The organism is Vibrio sp. 1159 (assembly GCF_033340395.1).
In the GTDB taxonomy this organism is placed as follows: Bacteria; Pseudomonadota; Gammaproteobacteria; order Enterobacterales; family Vibrionaceae; genus Vibrio; species Vibrio alginolyticus.
Map to the genome: position 1 here is coordinate 95487 of NZ_JAWOWL010000005.1, position 24595 is coordinate 120081.

Below are 24595 nucleotides of genomic sequence, written 5' to 3' on the forward strand. Positions count from 1 at the left end.
ATGATTCACTCTCTGTTCATCTATATCCGATATACTGCGGCTAACGTTCTAGAAAAGGTTTGACTATGTATAAAGCAACGACTTCTCAACATTCTGCGTTACTTTTCGGCCTTATCGCGACATTGATGTGTGCACCAAGTTTCGCCAAGCATGACGACTACTATGCATCACAAAATGGTCACGCCATCGTGCAAGATGTCGAAAAGCCTGGAACACGTATTGAATTCGATGAAGATCAAGATGAGGTCTATCGCGCGGTTCAACAAGGATATATACGACCATTTTCGGACCTTTACGCCGCAGTAGAAAACGACCTATACGGCCGTATCATCAAGGTCGAGCTTGAAGAAGATGATGATGCTTGGGTGTATGAATTGAAAATCCTGTACAACAATAGCGTCCTGAAAGTTGAGTATGACGCCGCCACGCTGGAAATGCTTGAGATCAAAGGTCGCAGCTTTAACAAAGCGTTAAAGCCGCAAAACAACTAAACTTGTCTAATGCGTAATCCAGACACGATGCGTAGCTTACTTCGATAAAAATCCAAACATAATAAGAATCATCAATATGAAAATACTTGTTGTTGAAGATGATCCTCGTTTAGGCGAGCAAATCATCGAAACATTAGAAAGTACCGGCTGGGTACCAGAACTGTCCCAAGATGGCATAGACGCTCTGTATCGCGCGACTTCGGAAGAATGGGACGCCATTGTTCTTGACCTCGGCTTGCCAAAACTGGATGGTCTTACCGTCCTAAAAGGCATCCGAGATGAAAACATTAATACTCCTGTCGTGATTTTAAGCGCTCGCGACACCCTAACGCAGCGAGTTGAAGGCTTAAACGCAGGTGCAGACGATTACCTAACTAAACCATTTGAAATGGTTGAGCTTATCGCTCGTATTCGTGCACAGCTTCGAAGAGCCTCTGGTAATGCCTCTCCTGTGATGCAAATTGGCGACTTGAGCTTGGATACACGCACTTCTAAAGTCATGTGGCAAGGGCAAGCGGTAAGCTTGACGGCGCTAGAGTATAAAGTGGTCGCTTACTTTATGCATAACCCGGAAAAAGTGATTTCTCGAACCGAACTCGTCGAGCACATTTACAAACAAGACTTTGATCGTGACTCCAACACAATCGAAGTTTTTATCGGCCGAATTCGCAAAAAAATCGCACCAAAGATCATCAAAACTGTCCGAGGGTTGGGATACCAATTAAATGCCGAATAGAAACAGGCTACCGTTGAACGCAATAAAACGACTGAGTATCAAAAGTCGCCTCGTTTTAGCGGCGATCGTTTGGTTAACGGCAATGATCCTCGCCGCTGGTGTGACGATACCGACGCAGGTCTACAACTATATGGTTGATGACACTCGCTCACAGCTCAGCATTTTTATGGATGAAGTCGCAGCACAGTTAGAAGTCGATAACACCGGGCATCTTTCACTCGCAGCTCAGCTATCAGACCCTCGATTTAACCGACCTTACAGTGGTTTGTATTGGAGTGCCTCTACAGAGGCAAGCCTCGAACGTTCTCGTTCGTTGTGGGACAAAAAAATCGAATACAAAGGTTTGGATAAAGATGCGTATGGAGCAAGAGGCGAAAAACTAATTACGCTAGAAAAAGCACTGTATCTTCCTGATTACGATGGTCCTATTCACATTATTATTGGTATTGACGAAGAGCCCATTAAAAATACCCTTCAAACGTTAATCGGCCAACTTTGGCTTATTTTGGGTTTATTATTCGCGGGCGTACTTACCGTCATTTTACTGCAAATTGCTTGGTCATTGAGTCCGCTTACAAAGCTACAAAAAGAATTAGCCGAGCTGAAGTCTGGTAATAAAAAGAGTCTAGAAGAAACCTACCCAAAAGAGATTTCTCCTCTAATCTTCGACCTCAACGCTCTGCTGTTCCATTACCAAGAATTACTAGAGAGAGCTCGCAATCATGCAGGTAACCTATCTCATGCACTTAAAACGCCACTTTCTGTTCTAAAAAATGAAGTTCAGACGTTAGAACCTGAGGCACAATCCCGTCTCAGAGCTCCAATCAATCAAATACAAGACCATATCGATTACCATTTGGGTCGTGCCCGTATGGCCGGATCGATGAACATATTATCAGTGAAGTCGAACCCAGCAGATCGTGTGGATGCTATCTCAATGGCGTTTGATAAAGTGTATGCGAGCCGAAGCATTACCTTAATTAATGAACTTGATTCAGAGCTGAATGTAGCAGTAGAGCAGACCGATCTCGATGAAATGCTAGGTAACTTGCTAGAAAATGGCTATAAGTGGGCCAACAGCATGATTCGTGTGCACTCCTCTCAGGATAAGGAAAATATACACATCATTATTGAAGATGATGGGCCAGGCATCCCTAAAGAGAAACTGAGTCAAGTAATCAAGAGAGGAGTTAGATTGGATGAAACAACCCCTGGCTCAGGTCTTGGTCTAAACATAGTCAGTGAAATGGCACACAGTTACCGAGGTCAATTAACATTGGATACAAGCGCTTTAGGTGGATTAAAAGCATCTTTAGTCTTACATCTCAGCCGAACATAAAGCATATAACACATAAACTTTGTTTTTCGGACCATGATCAGTAAACCGATGAAAATGAAGTCGATGTGAACAAAATCCAAGCAAAGCGTTAAAAGGGATAGCCTTCCACCCCGCTAAATCATACCTTTTTGTTGATTTGGATACGATTTGGGTTGCCCATTTATAAGTGGAATGATAGTATCCGCGCTCGCTTGAACAGTTCCTGTTTCAAGCTTTACCACGAACAACAAGGTCGCATTGTTGATTGTGAACATTTGATTTTTACTAATTTGAGAGTAAATACTATGAAATTCGAAGCAGTAGTACGTACTGAACTAGGTAAAGGTGCGAGCCGCCGCCTACGTCACGCTGGCAAATTCCCTGCAGTTGTATACGGCGGTGAAGAAGCAGCAGTAGCTATCGTTCTTAACCACGACGACATCGTAAACCAAATGGACAAGCCTGAATTCTACGAAGGCATCGTTCTAGTTATCGATGGCAAAGAAGTTAAAGTTAAGCCACAAGACGTTCAACGTCACGCGTTCAAGCCAAAAGTTGAACACATGGACTTCATCCGCATCTAATTCCCTACCAAGGAATTAATCGGATTAAATCCAAACCTTTTGCATAAAAGATAATCGGACTTACCAACCGAGACATCTAAAAAATTTCAAAACCCCGGAGTCTTACCACCTCCGGGGTTTTACTATATTTGGCATATAGCATTTGATTTATGAACGGGCAATATACTTCACTAAAGTGAGATCGGTCAGCGTCATACTCTCAATCACTTCCGACTCTTCCTCTCCAGTACGCACAAAACCACACTTCTTGTAAAAGTTAAGCCCCTGTTGATTAGTATCCAGTGCTTTCAAACTGATCTGCATAACTGACGTAGAGAGCAAACGTGTCTCTAACTCATCTAACAGTGCACTTCCTGCTCCTTGCCCATAATGTAGCGGCGTAACGTAGCAACATGTCACTAATGCCGTTTTATCTTCGCTGGTGTGGTTAGGTAACTCGTAACTTAAAAAGCCAACAATTTCTCCTTGCCTCTCAACTACGATCAATTGGGCCAGTTGCTCCGTCATCACTCGCGCCCACATCCTTTCTCGACGCTCAATCGTAAACTGCTCTATGTAGCTCTTTGGCATTAATCCTTTATACGCCACCTGCCAAGAATCAACGTGTATCTTGGCGATTTGGGCTGCTTCCTTTTTGAGTGCGTCCCTTACTGTGTATCTCATAAGCATCCTTTATTAGCGTTCACCACTTACAAATTCTTTTAACCCTACCCTTTAAACCAAAGCTCAAAGATAACAGCTACAGTCGCAACGCTTTACATTAATCCATTTCATTTTCATTAATTAAATGATAGTTCACATCATAATATTCGAAGAAGAATGATCCATTATTTACTTTTCATTTTGACTCATTAGGTTGAATCTATTTGTTTAAACATTCGAGTGTCAAATGCGGAATAAGCACGATAAGGTATCGGATGAGGATAAATAAACGATGCTTAAAGCATAAGGTTTCTAAACGATCGCAATTATAGTAAAGAGATAAATACAATTTTTGATAGAGTTTGGCAGAATAAAGCCATGATCAAATGAGTTTAAGCTCTGTGCTGTTCATTATGCATACAAACCGCCACCCCTCATCATCAGAGCGAAAATTTATAACGATTTGTGTCATACCTATTAGGAAAAACATAAACTTGGCAAAATAATCACCAAAATCAGCGTAATACTTCGCAAAAATGCGCATTGATTCACACAAACAACACACATTCAATTAACTACCTCACAAAAAATAGAGCTAGCTATATAAAATAAATACTAAATACCAATTCTGTTTATTTATAGACGTAGTTTGCAGGCTTATTAATTCATTTCTCCGATAGAAGTATAAATAAGAGATAGATCACTAAAGTTTCACATTAATTCCGTATATTTCACGCCGTAACAATAACAAAATCACAAAGAAAGGATCCCTTATGAAGTTTTCCAAATCTCTTTTGGTAGTGGCAGTGGGCGCTGCGCTAGCAGGATGCGGCTCAGACAGCGACAATTCTCCAGTAACCTGCGAGACTGCAGATTCTTGTACAAAGTTCACCGTTCTCCACACTAACGATAACCATGGTCGCTTTTGGCATAACAGCGACGGCGAATACGGCATGGCTGCGCGTCACACTTTAATCGAATCTATCCGCGCAGAAGTCGAAGCAAAAGGCGGTGAAACCATTCTGCTATCTGGCGGTGATATTAATACCGGTGTACCAGAATCAGACATGCAAGATGCGGTTCCAGACTTCGTAGGGATGAACCTACTTGGTTACGATGCAATGGCTGTCGGTAACCACGAATTTGATAACTCACTAGATATTCTCGATATGCAAGCCGAGCTAGCTGACTTCCCTATGCTGGCTGCGAATATCTATAAAAAAGATACAAACGAGCGTTACTTCGACCCTTACAAAGTATTTACTATCAACGGCCTTAAGATCGCTGTTATTGGTCTAACAACGCAAGACACTGCGAAGCTAGTCAATCCAGACAACGTATCAAACATCCACTTCGAAGACCCTCAAGTAGAAATCAAAAAGGTACTGAAGGAAATCGAAGAGAACGAAAAGGTAGACCTAGTATTTGCAACGACGCACATGGGTCACTACGAAGACGGCAAAAACGGTAGTGAAGCACCAGGTGACGTTAAACTCGCTCGCTCTCTTGAAGAAGGACAGCTAAACGCTATCATCGGTGGTCACTCGCAAAACCCTGTATGTATGGAACCAGGTACCAATGAGTATGCTGATTTCAAACCTGGGGATGATTGTGCCCCAGACCAACAAAAAGGCACTTGGATTATGCAAGCGCATGAGTGGGGTAAATATGTGGGTCGTGCAGACTTCGAATACTACGACGGCAAGCTTCACTTAGCGAACTACGCACTGATTCCTGTAAACCTTCTAGACGAAAACGATGAAGTTATCGGTGAACGAATTCAACAAGATGCAACGGTAAAAGCGTTACTACTGCCATACCAACAACAAGGTCAAGAGTTATTAGATGAGAAGATTTCTAATACGACGGGTAAGTTAGAAGGTGATCGTAACGTAGTTCGCTCTCAACAAACTAACCTAGGTCACCTACTCGGCGAGGCATACCGTACTTACAAAACGGTAAATGCTGACTTTGGTGTGATGAACTCTGGCGGCGTGCGTGATTCAATCCAAGATGGTGATATCACTTACCGTGACGTACTAACGGTTCAGCCATTTGGTAACTTCGTGACTAAAGCAACTATGACAGGTAAAGAAGTTAAAGAATACCTAGACGTGGTTGCGACGAAATCTGCAGGCTCTGGTGCTTACGCTCAACTAGATAACATCACTTTAGATGTAAATTGTGATGCTGGCTCAGTAACCATTACCGATATTAACAATAAAGGCTTCGATCTAGACGCAACGTACACATTCTCTGTAATCAGCTTCAGTGCTGCTGGTGGCGATAACTATCCAATCATCGATGTTCAATCTACACAGCTAACCGATGCATACGTTTTGCGCGAGTTCTTCGTAAACAACCCACAAATCTCTGCGGATAACTACAACAAGAACTTAGAGAACATCAAGTACTTCAGTAATGGCCAACCAGTAAAAGGTTGTCCTGCAACTGGTAGCTAATACTCAACACCTTACCCCTGGCGCTAAGAGCTTTTACAAGCAATTTCGTCAGGGCTTTCCTCAAAACCGAAGCTTTGTGCTTCGGTTTTTTATTTTCGATAAATTACTGAAAACTCTCCACCTTCACAATATGTTCAAAAATTGTTCATTTGTGTTATTGACGCCCCTGTATTGGGCTTCTATGTTTGATAAGGTCTTTTAAATATGCAGGTTCATCGGCTAAATTTCGCGAAAAATTTTTAATCGCATAGTCAATGATTCTGAGAAAGATGTGAATGGCGTTACAAACACTGCTCTCAAACAATTTGTCTTTGGACTTCAAACGATGGTGATGTGCCTCCACGCGCACACTAATGAGCAGCGATCTGGACGTCAATGTATTCAAACTGCTGCCATCGAGTTCTGGAGGTCAAAAATGAAACGAGCCAGCAATAGCTACAGACTCCAAATGATCAAAGAAGTAGTTACCCGTAGAGAGCGTGAAGCTTGTACGGATCCTATGGCGAGATATATTCATCAACTGATGGATGAACGCCCAACAAGTAAATTAGATGTTGAATTCAATCGTCGATTTTCAGGAAATCACTTCGACGAACAAGCGGGAGGCTGGGTTAGCGACCGTTGGTCGATGAAATAACGCCAATTACCGCTCTATAGGGAAAATGGATAGGAGATTCCCGGTTCTTAAAGGACACCTTGCCGGACCGGGAATATGTAAAAGCCTAATCAGAACCGAAAGCGAAGGCGTAACCCCACAGACTGAACAAGAATTCTAGAATAAGTCTTGTTGAGGCGATGACTCATCTTGAAGCTGTTCTGGCTTCGTCTTCCCTGCCAACATCTTTCTTCTGTACCTTTGACGACACAACTTAATAACGTGCAACTGCTGAGCGGGGGTTAAGTTAAGCCAATTAAACCTTTCCTCTCTCTTTCTCATACACCCCTTGCAATACCCTTTTTCATCGGAGGTACATACTCCAACACAAGGGCTTGGGACAGTAAAAAACTCCAGTTGCTCCATACTAAAACCGCTCTTTCCATATTAGGGCGTATTGGCCTAGTTTAAATAATGAGAAGATTAGTCAGCAACAAAACTTGCTATATACTTCGTTATGTCAAAAACATACGAAACCATAACCTTATGCTGACAAAAACAGTGTTTTATTACTTATACTTACCGCGTTTATAAAAACGGAGTCTATAAAATGAAGCTTAGCCTAAAAACGTTAGTTACAGCAATCTCTCTCCCTGTTCTTATGACTGCTTGTGCTAGCAACGGTGATGATGTGAAAGAAATAACGGCTCAAGATTTGCAGCACCACAACTGGGAACTTGTTCAAGTTGATGGCAAAAATATCGTTCTAGACGAACACCAAAAAGCGGCTCGCCTAGAAATCGGTGAAAATCTAACCGCAAACGGCAACGCAGGTTGTAACAACTTCTTCGGTCAAGCCGAGCTGAAAAACAACCAACTACGCATCGAAAAAATGGGCATGACCATGAAGATGTGTATGGAAGATCAAATGAAGATCGAAAACGCAATGACACAAACACTATCTAACTGGAGCGATATCACGCTAACTAAAGATGGTCTTGTTCTGAAAAGTGCCGATCACGAATTGACGTTTACACTACGTGACTGGGTAAACTAATCCCAACTAAGTAAACCAGATAGTATCTTAAAGCAGCCAAACGGCTGCTTTTTTTATATCGATGAATCGTTAGTCATGCATGCTAAAGTCATTTAAATGGCCAACTTTCTTTCTCTTTTCGCCCTCAATTCCATGCTTTAGACATCAATTTTGCTCTGTAAAACAACCTATTCATATCTCTGGGGACAATAATTTTCAATTACTTGAAAGAATATCCTCAAACAAACGGTCCGCTCCTAAAATGACACCAAATTTGTCCTTTATTCGTTTTGCTTCACATTGAGAGTAATTCTTTGAATCAATGAGTGATTCCGTTTGGGATTGGCATTGATAATAGAGAGAGATGAATTACTATCCTTGTAACAGAGCGGAACGACTTGCGAAAACGTCAATAGAAACGAAAGCAAGAACCAAAAGACATAACACGGAATAGATATGAAAAAGCTACTCAGCAGCATTGGCATTTTAGCCACGACTTTTGCGACACCTTCTTTTGCCGATTCATCAGTGAATAGCGAATGGCAAAAAATCGAACAGCAAGCCGACGGGCAATCCGTCTACTTTCATGCTTGGGGCGGAAGCCAAGAAATTAATCGCTACATACAGTGGGCGAGTAGAGAGCTAAAATCACGTTATAACGTGACGCTAAACCACGTTAAAGTAACTGATATTTCTGAGACCACTACTCGACTTATCGCAGAAAAAGCGGCAGGCAAAAACAGCGGTGGCAGTGTTGATATGGTTTGGATCAATGGCGAAAACTTCAAATCAATGAAGGATAACCAATTGCTATTTGGTCCTTTTGTCGAAGGTTTGCCAAGCTGGCAATATGTGGATAAATCTCTACCAATTGATGTGGACTTCTCCGAGCCAACAGAAGGTCTAGAAGCACCTTGGGGAGTAGGACAATTAGTGTTTATCCATGACGAGCAAACCCTCCATAACCCTCCAAAATCATTCGCAGAAATGCTGAGCTATGCAAAAGCGTTCCCGAATCGCCTGACTTACCCTCGACCACCAGAGTTTCATGGCACAAGCTTTATCAAAGCATTACTCATTGAACTGTCTAACAACGCCCCTGAGCTGCAACAACCAGTTACCGATGACACGTTTGAGCAAGTCACTCAACCGCTGTGGTCTTATCTAGATGAGTTCCATAAAGTCGCTTGGCGCGGTGGTAAGCAGTTTCCAGGCGGTACAGCAGAAACCCTTCAGCTACTAGATGATGGTCAGACTGACCTGGCGATTACCTTTAACCCGAACGCGGTTTTCTCTGCGCAGTCGAGCGGTAATCTTGCAGAGAGCACCAAAGCGTACGCAATGGACGCAGGAGCACTCTCAAATATCCACTTTTTAGCGATTCCTTGGAACGCAAATGCCAGTGCTGGTGCACAAGTTGCGATAAACTTTTTATTGAGCCCTGAAGCACAGTCTCGCAAAGGTAACCTAAACATCTGGGGCGACCCTTCGGTACTAAGCAACCAATACCTAACTGGTTCGGCCAAAAACACTCAACAATTCAAATCTATCGCTGAGCCACATCCAAGTTGGCAAGCGGCGTTGGAAAAAGAATGGTTGAAACGCTACGGGAATTAGTAAGAATCCATGTTAAGAGCGCTGTATTTAGTCATTATCGCAGTTTGTATTTTGCCTACCATTCCGGGACTACTTGGAGTGGTGGTCTCTGCGCTCGGTTATGTACCTCCTATCGGTCTACACCACTTTTCTTTTGATGGCTTCAATGCCGTCTTTGATTGGGAAGGTGTTTGGACATCCATCGGGCTTACTTTCTACTCCGCCATTTTCAGTAGCTACTTGGCTTGCTTCATCGCATTTGCAATTCTACAAGCCTCTTGGGGCAGTAAGTTTTGGCGAAAAATTGAAGTTAGCCTTTCCCCACTTCTCGCGATGCCGCACGTCGCGTTTGCAATTGGCTTTGCGTTCTTGTTTGCCCCAACTGGTATGGGCGTTCGTGTTCTCAACCAACTGTTTGGTTACGACCCGAATGCACAAACGGTGAATGACTTAGCATTGCTGATTAAAGACCCACATGCACTCGGTTTGGTCATCATGCTTGCGATTAAAGAAGTGCCGTTTTTATTGTTGATGAGTATTCCGATCCTTCAGCAATTGAAAGTCGATAAGGTTGAAAAAGTCAGTCACTCGATGGGCTATAGTTCGGCGCAAGCGTGGTGGAAATGCGTATTTCCGCAATGGTTAGCAAAACTTCGTTTCCCAATGCTGGCGGTATTGGCTTACAGTTTGTCCGTTGTCGATGTCGCCCTGATTATTGGCCCTACCAACCCGCCGACGTTTGCGGTTTTGGTATGGCAATGGTTTAACGATCCAGATTTATCGCTCCTACCAAGAGCGGCCGCTGGCGCAGTAATACTGTTTGTGATGGCTAGTCTTTTGATTGGTTTCGCTCGATTGGTGGAATGGTTAACGACCAAAGGCTTCAAACGCTGGCAGTACTCTGGTCGAAACGGGTTTCGTTTACCCGGTAAAACCCTATTTTCACTGATTGCGCTACTTGCACTTCTAATGATTCCACTCATGGTGCTGTGGAGCTTTGCTCAACGTTGGCGCTTTCCAGATTTGCTCCCAAGCCGTTACAGCCTGCGTTTTTGGGAATACGAATGGCACAGTATTCTAGGGACTCTAGAGCAAAGTATGTCAATCGCCCTGATCAGCGCGACTATCGCGCTAGTTCTTGCTTTAATAGCACATGAGTATCGCCTTCGTTATCGCTGGCAGATACCCGGTTACATCATCGCCATCCCGATGCTGATTCCTCAATTATCGGTGCTATTCGGTATGCAAGTGGTAACACTGTACTTAAACAGTAACGCGTATTTCTTTTGGGTATGCTGGGCGCATGTGTTCTTCGCATTCCCATTTATTTACCTCTCGCTAGACGGGCCGTGGCGCAGCTTCGATAACAGCTTAACTCGCGTCGCACTCAGCTTGGGTAAAACACCGATGCAAGCTTGGTTAAAAGTGAAACTGCCAATCCTCCTACCTGCGATTGCATTCGCGTGGGCTGTCGGTATTAGTGTCAGCCTAGCGCAATACCTACCTACATTAGTGCTAGGGGCTGGGCGCATTAGCACCATCACAACCGAAGCCGTTGCACTATCCAGTGGTTTTGACCGACGTGTCACCGCTATTTACGCCATTTGGCAAGCTCTGCTGCCATTCATGTTCTTCTCTTTTGCGATACTGCTTAGCCACTTGCACAGGACGTATCGCCGCTTGTCTATAAAAGGTTTACTACTGAATGAGTCTTTGTCTCGAAAACCTCGCCATCCGTAAAACCAATGGCGACGCGCTTTTCTCGGCGTTTAATATGACCGTAGAAAAAGGTGAAATCGTTACCCTGATGGGGCCTAGCGGTTGTGGTAAATCCACTTTGTTGGATGCCATTGCCGGGCACCTATCCGCCGAGTTCAATTACTCTGGAGCCATTACGCTTGATAACGAAAAGTTGGATGCCCTCCCTGCCCATAAGCGTCAGGTCGGTATTCTGTTCCAAGAAGATTTGCTCTTCCCTCATTTAACGGTGTGGGAGAACCTTGCCTTCGCGCTACCAAACTCAATCAAAGGTGAAGAGCGTAAAGCTCACGCCATGCAAGCACTGAAGAACATTTCATTGACCAAGCTAGCAGAGTCCTTTCCTGACCAAATCTCGGGAGGGCAACGCGCCCGTATCTCATTGACTCGTATGCTGCTAGCAAAGCCGAAAGTTGCGCTACTTGATGAGCCCTATAGCAAGTTGGATAAAGACCTGCGTGTACAATTTCGCAATTGGGTGGTCGAACAATTGCAGCAAGCGAACATCCCTACTTTGATGGTAACGCACGATGAAGACGATATTCCTGATGGCAGCCGCTGCATAAACTGGCCGTGGGAGACAAATCATGCTTGATAGCCTGAGTATAAAGCTCATCCGCAAACCGCTGGCACTCAGTGCGACATATATCGATAAATGTGGTATCACTGCAAATCAGACGACAGTATTTGGTTTTGTACTTGGCTGTTTTGCCCTCCCGGCTTTGATCGCCGAACAGTACTTGTTGGCGTTGCTGTTTATTTTGCTGAACAGAATCTGTGATGGGTTAGACGGAGCACTGGCAAGGATTCAGGGCATTACCGATGCGGGTGGTTTTCTTGATATCAGCTTAGATTTTTTGTTCTATTCGTTGATTCCTTTTGGCTTTGTGCTTGCCAACCCAGAGCACAATGCCGTTGCAGGCGCATTTTTGATTTTTTCCTTCATCGGCACTGGTAGTAGCTTTTTGGCTTTTGCCATCATGGCAGGAAAACAAGGCATCGATAATCCGGTATATAAAAACAAATCGCTTTACTACATGAGCGGCTTAACCGAAGGTACAGAAACCATTGGCTGCTTGATTTTATTTTGTTTGCTACCGCAACACTTTGCCGTCATCGCGTATATCTTTGGCGCGGCATGCTGGTTTACTACTTTTACACGTATTTATTCAGGGTTTCATACGCTTAACGATCATTAATACTGCTTAGACAATCGCGTTTCCTTAAGGGACAGGCCGCTAAGCCACTGTTTTATAAAGCACCAAAACGCAGGTTAAATTGGGGTATATACTCTTTGAATGAAGAAACCATTCGGAGGCTATATGAAAAAACAGATCAATTTAGGCATGTTGCTCACCATTACTTGTGCGCTCGTGCTTGGCGGCTGTAGCTCACCTAACCCGTACGGAGATGCATACGGCTCATCCGACACTCGCAAAGTTCAGCAGGTTTACTACGGCACAGTAGAAAAAGTAGAACCCGTAACCATTGATGCCTCTACCCAATCCAATGCCATTGGCACCATCGCTGGTGCTGCCGTGGGCGGGATCTTAGGCTCAAAAGTTGGGGGCGGTTCTGGCTCGGATATCGCTGCCATTGGTGGTGGTCTATTGGGTGGCTATGCAGGCAGCAAAGCGGCTGAAGCAACCGCGAAAAGAAATGGCGTGAATCTGACCATTCGTTTAGAGGACGGAAAGATTATCTCTATTGTTCAAGAAGCAAATCCAAACATGATTTTCCAACCAGGCCAAGCGGTCCAAATCAATGTTTCTGGTAATGACGCCAGAGTCGTTCCTCGTTAATTCGGACGAACCAAACCTTTGGCCTGCTTTGATTCAAACACCTAACCCGCGCAAGCTTACATCACTGGCTTGTTAACTTGCGCGTTTCTTTTCGTATCAAACTTGATCGTCGTCAATGGAACATCAATCTCCCACACCTTTCGATGTTCAAATGACATCAAGTTGCTAGCATGAGCCCATTCCAGATAACTTTGGGCTTGTTATGACTCCGACTGTTGACCACGTACTCCTTAATATTGCGCTAAACCTCAGCTCAAATCGCTCTCACGAGCAGCAATATCAAAATCTCATTGATGGGGTCGCGCAAGTATTCCCATGTGATGCGAGCTGCCTGTTTATCTTCGATGAGGATGGGTTTCTAACTCCTGTCGCGGTAAAAGGCTTATCCAGCTCGGTCTTAGGTCGTCGCTATTTCCCCAAGGCGCACCCTCGCTTAGATGCCATTATTCATAGCCGTGAACCGGTGCGTTTCGATGCCGATTGTTCACTGCCGGATCCTTTCGACGGCACACTATTAACTGAAGACCAATGCATTGATGTTCACGATTGCATGGGCTTTAGCTTGTATGTCGAAGGCCAACTTGTTGGCGCACTAACGATGGATGCACTAACAGTGGGCGCGTTTGATGGCATCGATCCTGTCGCTATCGAAACCTTTGCGGCTTTGACCGCTGCGACATTGCGTAACATAGCTCAATTAAAAGCGCTCAAAGCGCAAAACCAGAAGCAAAAAAGCGTCACTCAAACCCTTATCCAGCAAGCCCGTTCTCAACATGGTGAAATGGTGGGTTTGAGTCCGCAGATCAACCAGTTACGAAACAACATTGCGACTGTTGCTCAATCAGATTACGCGGTACTTATCACAGGAGAGACCGGTACTGGTAAAGAACTGGTCGCGCACTCGGTACACGCGCAATCTCATCGTAGCGATAAGCCGATGATTTACGTCAACTGTGCGGCCCTGCCTGAAGGTCTGGCTGAGAGTGAACTGTTTGGCCATGTCAAAGGCGCATTTACAGGTGCTAATAGCCACCGTGCCGGTAAGTTTGAACTGGCAGACGGTGGAACGATTTTCCTTGATGAAGTGGGCGAACTGCCTTTGATTTTGCAAGCAAAATTGCTGCGCGTAATTCAGCAAGGCGAGCTGCAACGTGTGGGTAGCGATCAGCATTTGATGGTCAATGTGCGCATCATCGCCGCGACCAATCGACAATTAGAAAAAGAGGTCGAAGCTGGCACATTTCGAGCAGACCTATTCCACCGTTTAAATGTATTCCCAATCCAAGTCCCCCCACTTCGTGCCCGTGACGGGGATATTCCCGTTTTAGCAGGATATCTGTTAGAAAAGGTACGCCAACAATTTAATGCGCCCAATCTGCACGTTCACCCTAAAGTGTTGACTCAACTGGAGTCTTTACCTTGGTACGGAAACGTACGCGAGCTCGAACACACTTTAACTCGCGCGGCTTTACACGCTATTCAACAAGGTGCAAGCACGATCATGCTTAACCATTTTGACACCTCACTGGCTCTCGATGATGTAAAAAACACATCGCATTATCTGCCTAAAGAAAGCCAACCAATGCGAGAGCTAATAGAAAGCTATCAACGTGATTTAATTGAACATGCTTTGAGCCAAACTGGTGGCGTTTGGGCAAAAGCAGCGGAGTTTTTACAAATGGATCGCGGGAACTTATATCGGATGGGTAAAAAGCTGGGGATCAATAAATAACCGACCACAAGAAGTCGATGTGATTAAGACATCAACTGCGTTGTCTTAATTACATCAACCACTCTCCTAAATCTGATAAAATTCAATACAAATCAACGAGATAATAATTGGCACACATTCTGCTCTCTAGTAGTCAACATCACGACTATTAAAACAATCACTGGAGAACCCAATATGTTCTGTATTCAATGTGAACAGACAATTCAAACCCCTGCTGTTAAAGGTTGTTCTTTTGCACAAGGTATGTGTGGTAAAACTTCTGAAGTATCTGACCTTCAAGACGTGTTGGTTTACACACTGCAAGGGGTTTCTTTTTGGGCATCAAAAGCACTTGAATTCAACATCATTAACGATGAAATCAACCAATGGGCACCAAAGGCATTTTTCTCTACATTGACGAACGTAAACTTTGACCCTGAACGTGTCCTAGAGCTAACTTCTCAAGCGGCAACGTACAAAGCATTGCTAAAAGAGCAAGTAATGTCTGCTGCAACACTCGCCGATACCGAAGTTGCTGACATCCCTGTTGTTGCTCACTTTGAGCTACCAAATAGCGCAGAAGCAATCTTAGCTTTTGCTCCTCAAGTCGCGGTTAACCGTGGTAAGGACCAAGTACATGAAGATGTTATTGGCCTACGCTTACTTTGCCTATACGGCCTTAAGGGTGCCGCAGCATACATGGAGCACGCACGTGTTCTTGAGCAAACCAACAACGATATCTATGCCGAATACCATGAAATCATGGCGTGGTTGGGTACAGACCCTGAAGATCTTGGTGAACTACTTGATTGCTCAATGCGCATTGGCCTGATGAACTACAAAGTGATGGAAATGCTCGACCAAGGTGAAACAATGACCTTCGGCCATCCAGAACCAACCTCGGTGAACGTCAAGCCAGTAAAAGGCAAATGTATTCTTGTTTCTGGCCATGATTTGCATGACCTAGAAAAAATCCTGCAACAGACTGAAGGCAAAGGCATTAACGTTTATACCAACGGTGAAATGCTGCCTGCACACGGCTACCCTGAGCTGAAGAAATATCCTCATCTTGTCGGCAACTACGGCAGCGCATGGCAAAACCAACAGAAAGAATTCGCAAACTTCCCTGGCGCAATCGTAATGACGTCAAACTGCTTGTTGAATCCAAATGTGGGTCAATACGCAGACCGTTTATTCACTCGTAGTATTGTTGGCTGGCCTGGTGTGGCTCACATCGAAGGCGATGATTTTAGCCAAGTGATTGAATGTGCTCTAGCGCAAGACGGTTTCCAACACGATGAAATCGAACACCACATCACGGTTGGTTTTGGTCGCAATGCACTGATGAACGCCGCCCCTGCGGTTATCGACCAAGTGAAACAAGGCAACATCAAACACTTCTTCCTAGTCGGCGGTTGTGATGGCGATAAAGCGGAACGTAGCTACTACACCGATTTCACGGCTGAAGCGCCAGAAGACACGCTAATCCTGACCTTGGCGTGTGGTAAGTTCCGCTTCAACAAGAATACGTTTGGCGATATCAACGGCATCCCTCGCCTATTGGATGTCGGCCAATGTAACGATGCTTACTCTGCAATCCAGCTTGCACTTGCACTGGCGAAAGAGTTTGACTGTGACATCAATGAACTGCCACTCACGCTTGTGCTTTCTTGGTTCGAGCAAAAAGCGATCGTTATCTTGCTAACGCTATTTGCATTGGGCGTGAAAGGCATTTACACAGGCCCTACTGCACCAGCATTCCTAACGCCAAACCTAATCGCCATCATCCAAGAGAAGTTCGATATGCGCAGTATTGGCAATGTTCAGGATGATCTAAAAGCCATCCTAGCAGCTTAATAAACTTGCTTGTTACGCGCCTCCTTACGCGGAGGCGCTATCTATTTCGAACCAAAATAGCCACAACCAAAGAGATTGTTATGTTTTTTGAATGGCAAGGTAACCAACCCGTCACACTCCGTTGCATCGACAAATACTTCGAAACACACGACACCGTCAGCATCAAATTGTCTGAACTAACCGAGTCACTTCTGTTTCAGTTTAAGCCTGGCCAGTTTATTAACTTAGGCGTGGAAATTGATGGAAAAATGGAGTTTCGCGCCTATTCAATCAGCTCGATCAATGAAGACGATCACCTTCAACTCACCATCAAACGAGTATCTGGCGGTAAAGTATCGAACTACATCGTTGACTCGCTGCTGCTCGGTGATACCGTTCAAGCATTACCACCAGCAGGCGAATTTAACTGCATCGACCATCCACCCGTGTTACGTGATGGCGAAACAAAAGCCTTGCTTATCAGTGCAGGTTGCGGCGTCACGCCCGTATTTTCGATGGCAAAACACTGGCTGAGTAATCAAGATGAAAACGACAACGATGTGGACATCGCATTTCTTCATATCGCACGCAGCCCAGAAGAGACGATTTACTACGACCAGCTAGAAACGTTCGACGCTGTGTATCCCAACTTCCATTTAAAGCTGTTGCTGAAAAACCGAGAAGGAACATCGCACCCACAAGGTCGTTTGAATGCCGACTGGCTTAAAGAGCTTGTTCCTGATTTCAAGCAACGCACCGTTTACCTGTGTGGTCCAAGCCAGTTTATGCAAGATGTTCACGGCTATTTGAATGACCTTGGTTTTGACATGATGAACTTCTACCAAGAGAGTTTTACGCCAGCGACTGGCGCAGAATCATCGGTCTCCGATGAGACGGTTAACGTTTCTGTTCCTGATTTTGCTCAAAGCATCGATGCGCAAAAAGGTCAGGTACTGGCCGATGTGCTCGAAGGCGCAGGTTTACCATTAATCGTCGCTTGTCGAAGCGGGATTTGTGGCTCGTGTAAATGCAAGGTTCGTAAAGGCAACGTCTCTTCCACCAGCCTAGAAACATTGACACCAGAAGAAATTGAACAAGGCTATGTGCTCGCCTGCTCATCAACCATCGAAGCGGATCTTGAAGTGCAGATCGGTTAATGCTGCTGGTATCGATCTTTTATTGTTTCCCGTCATTCCAGCGAGCCTAGGCGAGATCAGGAACCTAATATCGGCGTGTTAGGAATAACTCATTCTGATAATAGACTCTGAATCACACTCGCGTCTCGCTATTCAGATGACGGGGTATCGCGGAAATGCCAGCCGTACTCAAACGGCTGGTATTATAGATAGGTACAACTTTCGTTTCGTCGTCATTGCTTCTCGCTAAACAGCAACACTTTCAATGCTGCTTCGCTGTCTACGTCCATAAACTCTGGTGGGTTATCCAGGCGCTCACGGAATGTCAACTCTGGCGCTTCTTCTTTCATGCTTTCAATCAAGAAGTCGCTTGTCACAGATGGCGAGTTTACACATGCCATCACTTGACCGCCGTCTGCCAACAAATCCGGCAATCGACGTAGAATCTTTTTGTAATCTTTAGTCAGCGCAAAGCTGCCTTTCTGGAATGAAGGCGGATCGATAATGATCAAATCATACTGACCAGATTTCTTAATCTTACCCCACGATTTAAAGATATCGTGCCCCATAAAGCTTACCTGGTTGATGTTATGACCATTTAGCTTGTGGTTCTCACGACCTTTAGACAGCGATGCTTTCGCCATGTCGACGTTAACCACTTTATCTGCTCCACCCGCAATGGCAGCGACAGAAAAGCCACACGTGTAAGCAAACAAGTTAAGCACGTTTTTATGCTTCGCATTTTCCCGTACCCAATCACGACCGTAGCGCATGTCCAAAAACAGACCGAAGTTTTGATTGCGGCCAATATCCAATTGGTATTTCAAACCGCTTTCTTCAACGACAGGGCGAGCGTCTAATTCACCGACAAGCACTTCTGAAGGCGCACCATCGGCATAACGGTGCTGAAGAACCATAGTGCGACCTTGCTTGTCTGCCCACAGTGGTGATTGTGCCAACGCATTGAGGCCGTTTTTCAGCTCAGCGAGAAACGCGTCGTCGACTTCTTTAAACAAGTTGATAATCACCTGACCTTGTAACCAATCACAGGTGATTTGCTCTAGGCCCTCAAAACGACGGCCACGACCATGAAACAGTCGACGAATTTCGTTAGGAGCTTGCGCGAGCTCGGTTTCTAGATGCTGAAAGAACAGCGGAAGTTGTGATGCTTGCATCGAGTTCTCTTATTAGTTTTCTTTGTGACGGTTATTTGATCGTAGGCCAGTTCAGTTCCCAAGGGGAAAGCCAAGTATCCAAACCCTGAGAGACTATTTCACTGAGCCATTTGTTACCCAGCACTTGGTATTCTCGTGGGTCGCAAACAAAGCGATATTGCTCATCTCGGTATTGGAAGCAAAGTGAAAATGCATGCAGATAACCGCGATCAGCCTCATTGCCTGCATTGTAAATCGGGTCGCCAACAATACCTGAGCCAACCGATTTTAATGCCACGCGGATTTGATGCGTTTTACCAGTGTGTGGCTTACATAAAAATAGGCGCTCTCCGGGCTCTGCCGCAAGAGAGAAAAACTGGGTGACGGCTGGGTTATTTTTGCTGTTGACCAGCTTCCATGATGAACGGCGCGAACGCTCCATATCACCAACGACCAAACCTTGTTTCTTTTTCGGCTTTTTAGAGCCAATCGCCAGATAGAACTTTTCCACTTGGCGGTCAGCAAAAGCTTGCGATAACGCACTAGCCGCTTTGGCGTTGCGTCCGAGGAGCAGAATACCCGATGTCATTTTATCCAAGCGATGGATAAGATAAAGCTGCTCATCACCACTCTGCTTAGCCACTTCTTGCAGCAGCATTGTGTCGCCATCGTCTTTATGAACAGAGACGTTGGGATGCTTATTGATGATCAGAAAATCGGGATGGGTATGTAGAATATCGAACATAAAAAACTGGCTCCACGTTTGGAGCCAGCAGTATACATAAGTTACCGGACAAAGCTATCGAGGCTTGCCCCCAAGGTCTTTGCTAAAGCTTCTTCGAGAAAATGCCAGCAAGACCAATGATTGCGATACCCAGCAGCATGATTTCACCTTTGCCACTATCAAAGCCAGACTTAATCCCCATGAAGGCAACAATAGCAATCGCAACAGGAATCAGGTATTTAACTAGGTTGTACCACAATCCAAATAACGGGAAGGATACTTCGCCGTCATTAGTGATCTCTTTTTCTAGCTCAGCACGGCTTAGGCGCCATCCAGCAAAGATACAAACCAACATACCACCAACCGCTAAGAAGATTTTGTCCGTTAGTAAGTCAAAGATATCAAAGGCACCGGTACCAAACAGCGTTGGTCCCATTCCACCTAACGATAGTGACGCAAAAATACATAATGCCGCCATAACTGCACTTGCAGACAGAACAGCGTTAGAGCGCTTCATGCCTTTCTCGTCGATTAGGTAAGACACGACAACTTCCAATAATGATACTGAAGAAGTTAATGCCGCCACCGTCAAACCGATGAAAAATAGCAACGCGAATAGCAACCCAATTACTCCGCCCATTTCAGCAAATAGCTGAGGAACGACAACAAATACAAGACCAGGGCCTGCCGCAGGCTCCATGCCAAAGGCAAACATAGCTGGGAACATAGCAACACCAGCAAGAATCGCGACACCAGTATCCATCGCTGTAACCATACCGGTTGTTTGAACTAGGTTCTCTTTCTTCTTCAGGTAAGAACCGTACGTCATCATACAACCCATACCTAAGCTAAGTGAGAAGAACGCTTGCCCTAGTGCAGCAAGAACCACGTTGCTGTCGACTTTAGAAAAGTCGGGCATGAATAAGAACTCAAGGCCAGCCATTGCACCTGGCAGCATTAAGCCCTTAACAGAAACAACGATTAGGATTAAGAACAGAAGCGGCATCAGAACCTTACCGGCTTTCTCAATACCACCCGAAATCCCTTTCATCACAATCATGACGTTAAGGAACAGGTAAACACCCATCCACATTAAAGGTTGAATCGGATCTGAGATGAAACCGCCAAAGCTGTCGCCAATTGCTTCTGGCGCGCTGAGTAGACCACCACCCACTTTAAAGATATAGGCCAATGCCCAACCACCAACCACAGGGTAGAAGCCCATGATCAAAAGACCACTGAAGACTCCCATAACGCCAGTGAACGTCCAGCGTCGGTCAGTTGTTTTGAATGCACCTACGGCAGAAAGACCTGTCTTACGACCAATAGCGAACTCTGTCAGCATCACGCTAAAGCCGATAAAAATTACAAAGATAAGATAGATAGCAACGAATGCACCGCCGCCACTCTCACCTGCTGTGTAAGGGAATTTCCATATATTGCCTAAACCGACAGCGGAACCCGCTGCTGCCATTACGAAGCCTAGTTTAGACCCCCACGTATCACGTGGTGCTGCTGTATTAGTTGTAGCCACGCTTTTTCTCCAAAATTAGTTTGTTGTGTATGCATAGAGATAGGCGTCTTAAAAGTTTATGTAAAAATTATTGTACACTTATAAAATAAGCGTTCGACGCACTATGTCTAGAAAGTAAAGCAGCTCCCCTTTAAAATTGGAACCCCAAAAAAGTACATTTATCGCACAAGTGTCGAGTTACGCAGGTTAAATGCTGCTTTTTTGTTCAAAAGTTAAAGAATGACCTTATTTTTCACATTAAAATAACAGAATCAGCTGTTATGAAATTCGTTCCTCATATAAGGTCAATCCCACGTCTAAATGGGAAATCTATTCCCCCAACCCACTTTTATGCTTAATATCCTAGAAGGGCATATTACTCTGAGCGTATATGGACAAGTTTTATCACTTTCTTACTTTAGCTGGCATCGGGCTATATTGGTTACTGGTCGCAGGTGTGACCATTCGTGTCGTTTTAAAGCGCCGTGCAGTGAGCGTGTCTTTAGCTTGGCTAATGATCATTTATATCCTTCCCGTTCTGGGTGTCGCATGTTATTTCCTCTTCGGTGAACTGAACTTAGGCAGAAAGCGAGCCGAACGTGCGAAAGAGATGTTTACACCATTCGAGAAGTGGTTCAGTCAGCTTAACGACTGTAACGCGCACAACCCAGAAACGATGGGAAGGCACATCTACCGAATTGATGAACTTTGTAACAACCGCCTTGGTCTTCCCGCATTGAGCGGTAATACATTGTCGCTGCAACAGTCACCTAATGAGATTTTGCATTCCATTATTGAAGACATCGAAAACGCGCAGAGCAGTATTCGAATGGTATTCTACATTTGGCATCCGGGTGGTTTGGCTGACTCTGTCGCTTCTGCGCTTATTCAAGCGGCTAAACGCGGCGTAGATGTCAAGCTATTGCTCGATTCAGCAGGTAGTCCACGTTTTTTCAGAAGTCCTTGGTATCGAATGATGCAGGATGCTGGAATTGAAGTTATTCAAGCGCTAGAAGTGAAGATGTGGCGTATTTTCTTACGTCGTCTTGATCTTCGCCAACATCGCAAGATCATCGTAATTGATGATGAAATTGCTTATACCGGTTCAATGAACCTGGTTGACCCGGCTTACTTCAAGCAAAACAGTGGCGTCGGGCATTGGGTGGACATCATGGTTCGCATTACGGGACCAACGGTAAACGTATTGAGTGCCATCCACTGTTGGGATTGGGAAGTCGAAACTGGCGAACGTCATTTACCAAGACTACCTGAATGCAAGATCGATGAGAGTGAATTCCAACACCCTATTCAGGTTGTGCCTTCTGGCCCAGGTATGCCGGAATATCTGATCTATCAAGTATTAACATTGGCAATAAACCAAGCCAATCGCTCGGTACGAATCACAACACCATATTTCGTGCCCAATGCTGATTTACTCGAAACGTTAAAGATGACAGCACAACGAGGCATTGACGTTGAACTCATTATTCCCCATAAAAATGACTCTATGATGGTGCAATGGGCGTCACGCGCTTTTTATAGTGAGCTCTTGAGTGCTGGGGTCAAGATTTATGAGTTTTATGGTGGTTTGCTGCATACAAAATCTGTCGTAATTGACGACCAATTCTGTTTAGTTGGCACCGTAAACATGGATATGCGCAGCTTGTGGCTGAACTTCGAAGTGACCCTCGCCGTTGATGACGAAGAGTTCACCAAGCAAATGTCTTGGTTACAAGATAGCTATATTAAGCAATCTCACACTGTTGTATTGGAAGAATGGGAGAAAAGGAGCCTATTTTCTCGGTTCTTAGAGCGAGTGTTCTATCTCTTCAACCCACTCCTCTAATACCTCAAATACACCGACTAAAAAACCTCCAGCGCTACATGCATCCTGCTGGAGGTTTGTTCTTTTAGCTCCCTATGTACACGATACCTCTCGACATCATTACCTGTTCATCTTGGCTGTTATTGGCTGATAGTTGACTTTTCCCTTGCATAACCTACGTCGTCCATGTTTTAAATATTCAAAACCGCAATATTTAAGACAGGGAACTTTTATGTCAGAGGGAAAAAAAACCAAACTCATTACCGCTGGCCGCGATAAAAAGTGGACAAATGGTGTTGTAAACCCACCCGTTCAACGCGCTTCAACTGTGGTATTCAATACCGTTGCAGAAAAGAACCAAGCCACCATTAATCGTGCAAACAAAACGTTGTTTTATGGTCGCCGAGGCACCAACACGCACTTTGCTTTCCAAGACGCAATGGTTGAGATTGAAGGTGGAGCTGGTTGCGCGCTTTACCCTTGTGGAACGGCAGCAATTTCAAACACCATCCTCTCTTTCGTTGAAACTGGCGATCACATTCTAATGGTGGACACTTGTTACGAACCAACTCGTGACTTTTGTAACACCATCATGAAGAAAATGGGCATCGAAACCACCTATTATGACCCAATGATCGGTGAAGGTATCCGAGACTTGATTCAGCCGAATACCAAAGTCCTTTTCTTGGAGTCTCCTGGTTCAATAACCATGGAAGTCCAAGATGTGCCTACATTAGCGCGCATTGCCCACGAGCAAGATATCATCGTGATGCTAGACAACACATGGGGAGCTGGCGTGAACTTCTCTCCTTTCGAGCATGGCGTAGACATTTCCATTCAAGCGGCAACTAAGTATATCGTTGGACATTCAGATGTCATGCTAGGTACTGCTGTGGCTTCTGAAAAGTATTGGGATCAGCTTCGTGAACAAAGCTACCTGATGGGTCAGTGCGTTTCTCCTGACGACGCATACCTAGGTCTTCGAGGTATTCGCACGTTGGATGTTCGCCTAAGACAGCACGCAGAAAGCAGTTTAAAAGTCGCTCAGTGGCTCGCTTCTCGCCCAGAAGTTGATCATGTCCGCCATCCAGCTTTAGAAACAAATCCTGGCCATGAGTTTTTCAAACGAGACTTCACAGGTGGAAACGGCTTGTTTTCATTTGTTCTCAAAACGTCTTATCCAAAAGCGACGACGGCTCTGCTTGATGGCATGAAACACTTCAGTATGGGTTACTCTTGGGGCGGTTATGAAAGCCTCATTCTAGCTAACGAACCTAAGAGCTTTAACAGCCTGAGAACCATAGCTCACCCACACTTTGAAGGTACTTTGGTTCGTATTCATATTGGCTTAGAAGACGTGAATGACTTGATCGCTGATTTAGAGGCTGGTTTTGCGCGTTATAACGCCTTAATGCTTGAAAAAGAAGCCTCCCTATAACAATGATTGAATCGCCCTGCATTGCGGGGCGTTTTTATAAACCCCTGACTTAATTAGAATTAACTAACATTCACCCGAGCCATTAATTAATGTTAATCATTTGTGTTGTTTTTCAATTGAGCAGTCACAGAATGAAATAATGTGCCACAAATAGGCTTTCCAAATTTAGAGTTTCTCTCCTACTTTTTATCACTCATAAGAGGTCATACCACAAGGAGATAGTTTTGAAACTCAAATT

Annotated in this window: 22 protein-coding genes; 17 read left to right on the top strand and 5 right to left on the bottom strand. The window is 44.8% G+C overall.

Annotation, left to right across the window (positions count from 1 at the left end):
- Nucleotides 1–65 precede the first annotated feature (65 nt).
- The 4 genes from R7127_RS06290 (at nucleotide 66) to rplY (ending at nucleotide 3129) form a co-directional block, all read left to right on the top strand.
- Nucleotides 66–491: a PepSY domain-containing protein gene (locus R7127_RS06290; RefSeq protein WP_114322464.1), complete on the top strand. Its 426-nt coding sequence runs from the start codon at nucleotides 66–68 to the stop codon at nucleotides 489–491.
- A gap of 76 nt (nucleotides 492–567) precedes the next feature.
- On the top strand, nucleotides 568–1227 hold the full coding sequence (locus R7127_RS06295) for a response regulator transcription factor (protein ID WP_005378073.1): 660 nt from the start codon (nucleotides 568–570) through the stop codon (nucleotides 1225–1227).
- A complete protein-coding gene (locus R7127_RS06300; RefSeq protein WP_005378071.1) occupies nucleotides 1217–2566 on the top strand; it encodes an ATP-binding protein in 1350 nt (449 codons plus the stop codon). Before R7127_RS06295 ends, R7127_RS06300 begins: the two co-directional genes overlap by 11 nt.
- A gap of 284 nt (nucleotides 2567–2850) precedes the next feature.
- Nucleotides 2851–3129 (top strand): 50S ribosomal protein L25, encoded by a 279-nt coding sequence (rplY, locus tag R7127_RS06305; protein WP_005378066.1) that lies wholly within the window; start codon nucleotides 2851–2853, stop codon nucleotides 3127–3129.
- Between the two features lie 147 nt (nucleotides 3130–3276).
- Here rplY and R7127_RS06310 read toward each other — a convergent pair whose 3' ends face one another.
- Nucleotides 3277–3792, bottom strand: a complete 516-nt coding sequence (locus R7127_RS06310) for a GNAT family N-acetyltransferase (protein WP_017634886.1) — start codon at nucleotides 3790–3792, stop codon at nucleotides 3277–3279.
- Between the two features lie 752 nt (nucleotides 3793–4544).
- On the opposite strand from R7127_RS06310, the gene ushA reads away from it, so the two are divergent.
- Entirely contained in the window at nucleotides 4545–6233 is a 1689-nt protein-coding gene (gene ushA / locus R7127_RS06315; RefSeq protein WP_005378064.1) for a bifunctional UDP-sugar hydrolase/5'-nucleotidase UshA, read from the top strand.
- Nucleotides 6234–6648: 415 nt separating this feature from the next.
- On the top strand, nucleotides 6649–6870 hold the full coding sequence (locus tag R7127_RS06320) for a hypothetical protein (protein ID WP_172563316.1): 222 nt from the start codon (nucleotides 6649–6651) through the stop codon (nucleotides 6868–6870).
- 135 nt (nucleotides 6871–7005) lie between these two features.
- Here the strand turns inward: R7127_RS06320 and R7127_RS06325 are convergent, their stop codons facing one another.
- Nucleotides 7006–7254, bottom strand: a complete 249-nt coding sequence (locus R7127_RS06325) for a DUF1289 domain-containing protein (RefSeq protein WP_005378062.1) — start codon at nucleotides 7252–7254, stop codon at nucleotides 7006–7008.
- A gap of 184 nt (nucleotides 7255–7438) precedes the next feature.
- Between R7127_RS06325 and R7127_RS06330 the strand changes: the two genes are divergently transcribed.
- From R7127_RS06330 to R7127_RS06370, 9 genes are all read left to right on the top strand, one after another.
- A complete protein-coding gene (locus R7127_RS06330; RefSeq protein ID WP_005378077.1) occupies nucleotides 7439–7885 on the top strand; it encodes an META domain-containing protein in 447 nt (148 codons plus the stop codon).
- Between the two features lie 435 nt (nucleotides 7886–8320).
- Complete coding sequence (locus R7127_RS06335) at nucleotides 8321–9481, top strand: ABC transporter substrate-binding protein (RefSeq protein WP_042522009.1); 1161 nt, start codon at nucleotides 8321–8323, stop codon at nucleotides 9479–9481.
- 9 nt (nucleotides 9482–9490) lie between these two features.
- Nucleotides 9491–11200: an ABC transporter permease gene (locus R7127_RS06340; protein ID WP_170897152.1), complete on the top strand. Its 1710-nt coding sequence runs from the start codon at nucleotides 9491–9493 to the stop codon at nucleotides 11198–11200.
- The gene (locus tag R7127_RS06345; RefSeq protein ID WP_017820855.1) at nucleotides 11166–11813 is read left to right on the top strand and encodes an ATP-binding cassette domain-containing protein; all 648 of its coding nucleotides are present in this window, start codon (nucleotides 11166–11168) and stop codon (nucleotides 11811–11813) included. The genes R7127_RS06340 and R7127_RS06345 overlap by 35 nt, the downstream gene beginning before the upstream one ends.
- A complete protein-coding gene (locus R7127_RS06350) occupies nucleotides 11806–12417 on the top strand; it encodes a CDP-alcohol phosphatidyltransferase family protein (protein WP_017820856.1) in 612 nt (203 codons plus the stop codon). The genes R7127_RS06345 and R7127_RS06350 overlap by 8 nt, the downstream gene beginning before the upstream one ends.
- A 123-nt stretch (nucleotides 12418–12540) precedes the next feature.
- On the top strand, nucleotides 12541–13020 hold the full coding sequence (locus R7127_RS06355; RefSeq protein ID WP_005386695.1) for a glycine zipper 2TM domain-containing protein: 480 nt from the start codon (nucleotides 12541–12543) through the stop codon (nucleotides 13018–13020).
- Between the two features lie 202 nt (nucleotides 13021–13222).
- The gene (norR, locus tag R7127_RS06360) at nucleotides 13223–14752 is read left to right on the top strand and encodes a nitric oxide reductase transcriptional regulator NorR (protein ID WP_025766857.1); all 1530 of its coding nucleotides are present in this window, start codon (nucleotides 13223–13225) and stop codon (nucleotides 14750–14752) included.
- Between the two features lie 174 nt (nucleotides 14753–14926).
- Nucleotides 14927–16588, top strand: coding sequence for a hydroxylamine reductase (gene hcp / locus R7127_RS06365; protein ID WP_042522020.1), 1662 nt, complete (start codon nucleotides 14927–14929; stop codon nucleotides 16586–16588).
- Between the two features lie 80 nt (nucleotides 16589–16668).
- On the top strand, nucleotides 16669–17724 hold the full coding sequence (locus R7127_RS06370; protein ID WP_042522022.1) for a hybrid-cluster NAD(P)-dependent oxidoreductase: 1056 nt from the start codon (nucleotides 16669–16671) through the stop codon (nucleotides 17722–17724).
- Nucleotides 17725–17936: 212 nt separating this feature from the next.
- Here the strand turns inward: R7127_RS06370 and R7127_RS06375 are convergent, their stop codons facing one another.
- The 3 genes from R7127_RS06375 to R7127_RS06385 form a co-directional block, all read right to left on the bottom strand.
- Nucleotides 17937–18878, bottom strand: coding sequence for a class I SAM-dependent methyltransferase (locus R7127_RS06375; protein WP_064368054.1), 942 nt, complete (start codon nucleotides 18876–18878; stop codon nucleotides 17937–17939).
- Nucleotides 18879–18909: 31 nt separating this feature from the next.
- Nucleotides 18910–19602, bottom strand: coding sequence for a TIGR01621 family pseudouridine synthase (locus R7127_RS06380; RefSeq protein ID WP_025766861.1), 693 nt, complete (start codon nucleotides 19600–19602; stop codon nucleotides 18910–18912).
- 82 nt (nucleotides 19603–19684) lie between these two features.
- Entirely contained in the window at nucleotides 19685–21055 is a 1371-nt protein-coding gene (locus tag R7127_RS06385) for a sodium-dependent transporter (RefSeq protein WP_042522154.1), read from the bottom strand.
- 430 nt (nucleotides 21056–21485) lie between these two features.
- Here R7127_RS06385 and cls point away from each other — a divergent pair, with 430 nt between their 5' ends.
- Together cls and R7127_RS06395 are read left to right on the top strand one after the other, a co-directional pair.
- On the top strand, nucleotides 21486–22940 hold the full coding sequence (gene cls, locus R7127_RS06390; protein ID WP_005378105.1) for a cardiolipin synthase: 1455 nt from the start codon (nucleotides 21486–21488) through the stop codon (nucleotides 22938–22940).
- Nucleotides 22941–23151: 211 nt separating this feature from the next.
- Nucleotides 23152–24357: a cystathionine beta-lyase gene (locus R7127_RS06395; RefSeq protein WP_064376946.1), complete on the top strand. Its 1206-nt coding sequence runs from the start codon at nucleotides 23152–23154 to the stop codon at nucleotides 24355–24357.
- Nucleotides 24358–24595 lie beyond the last annotated feature (238 nt).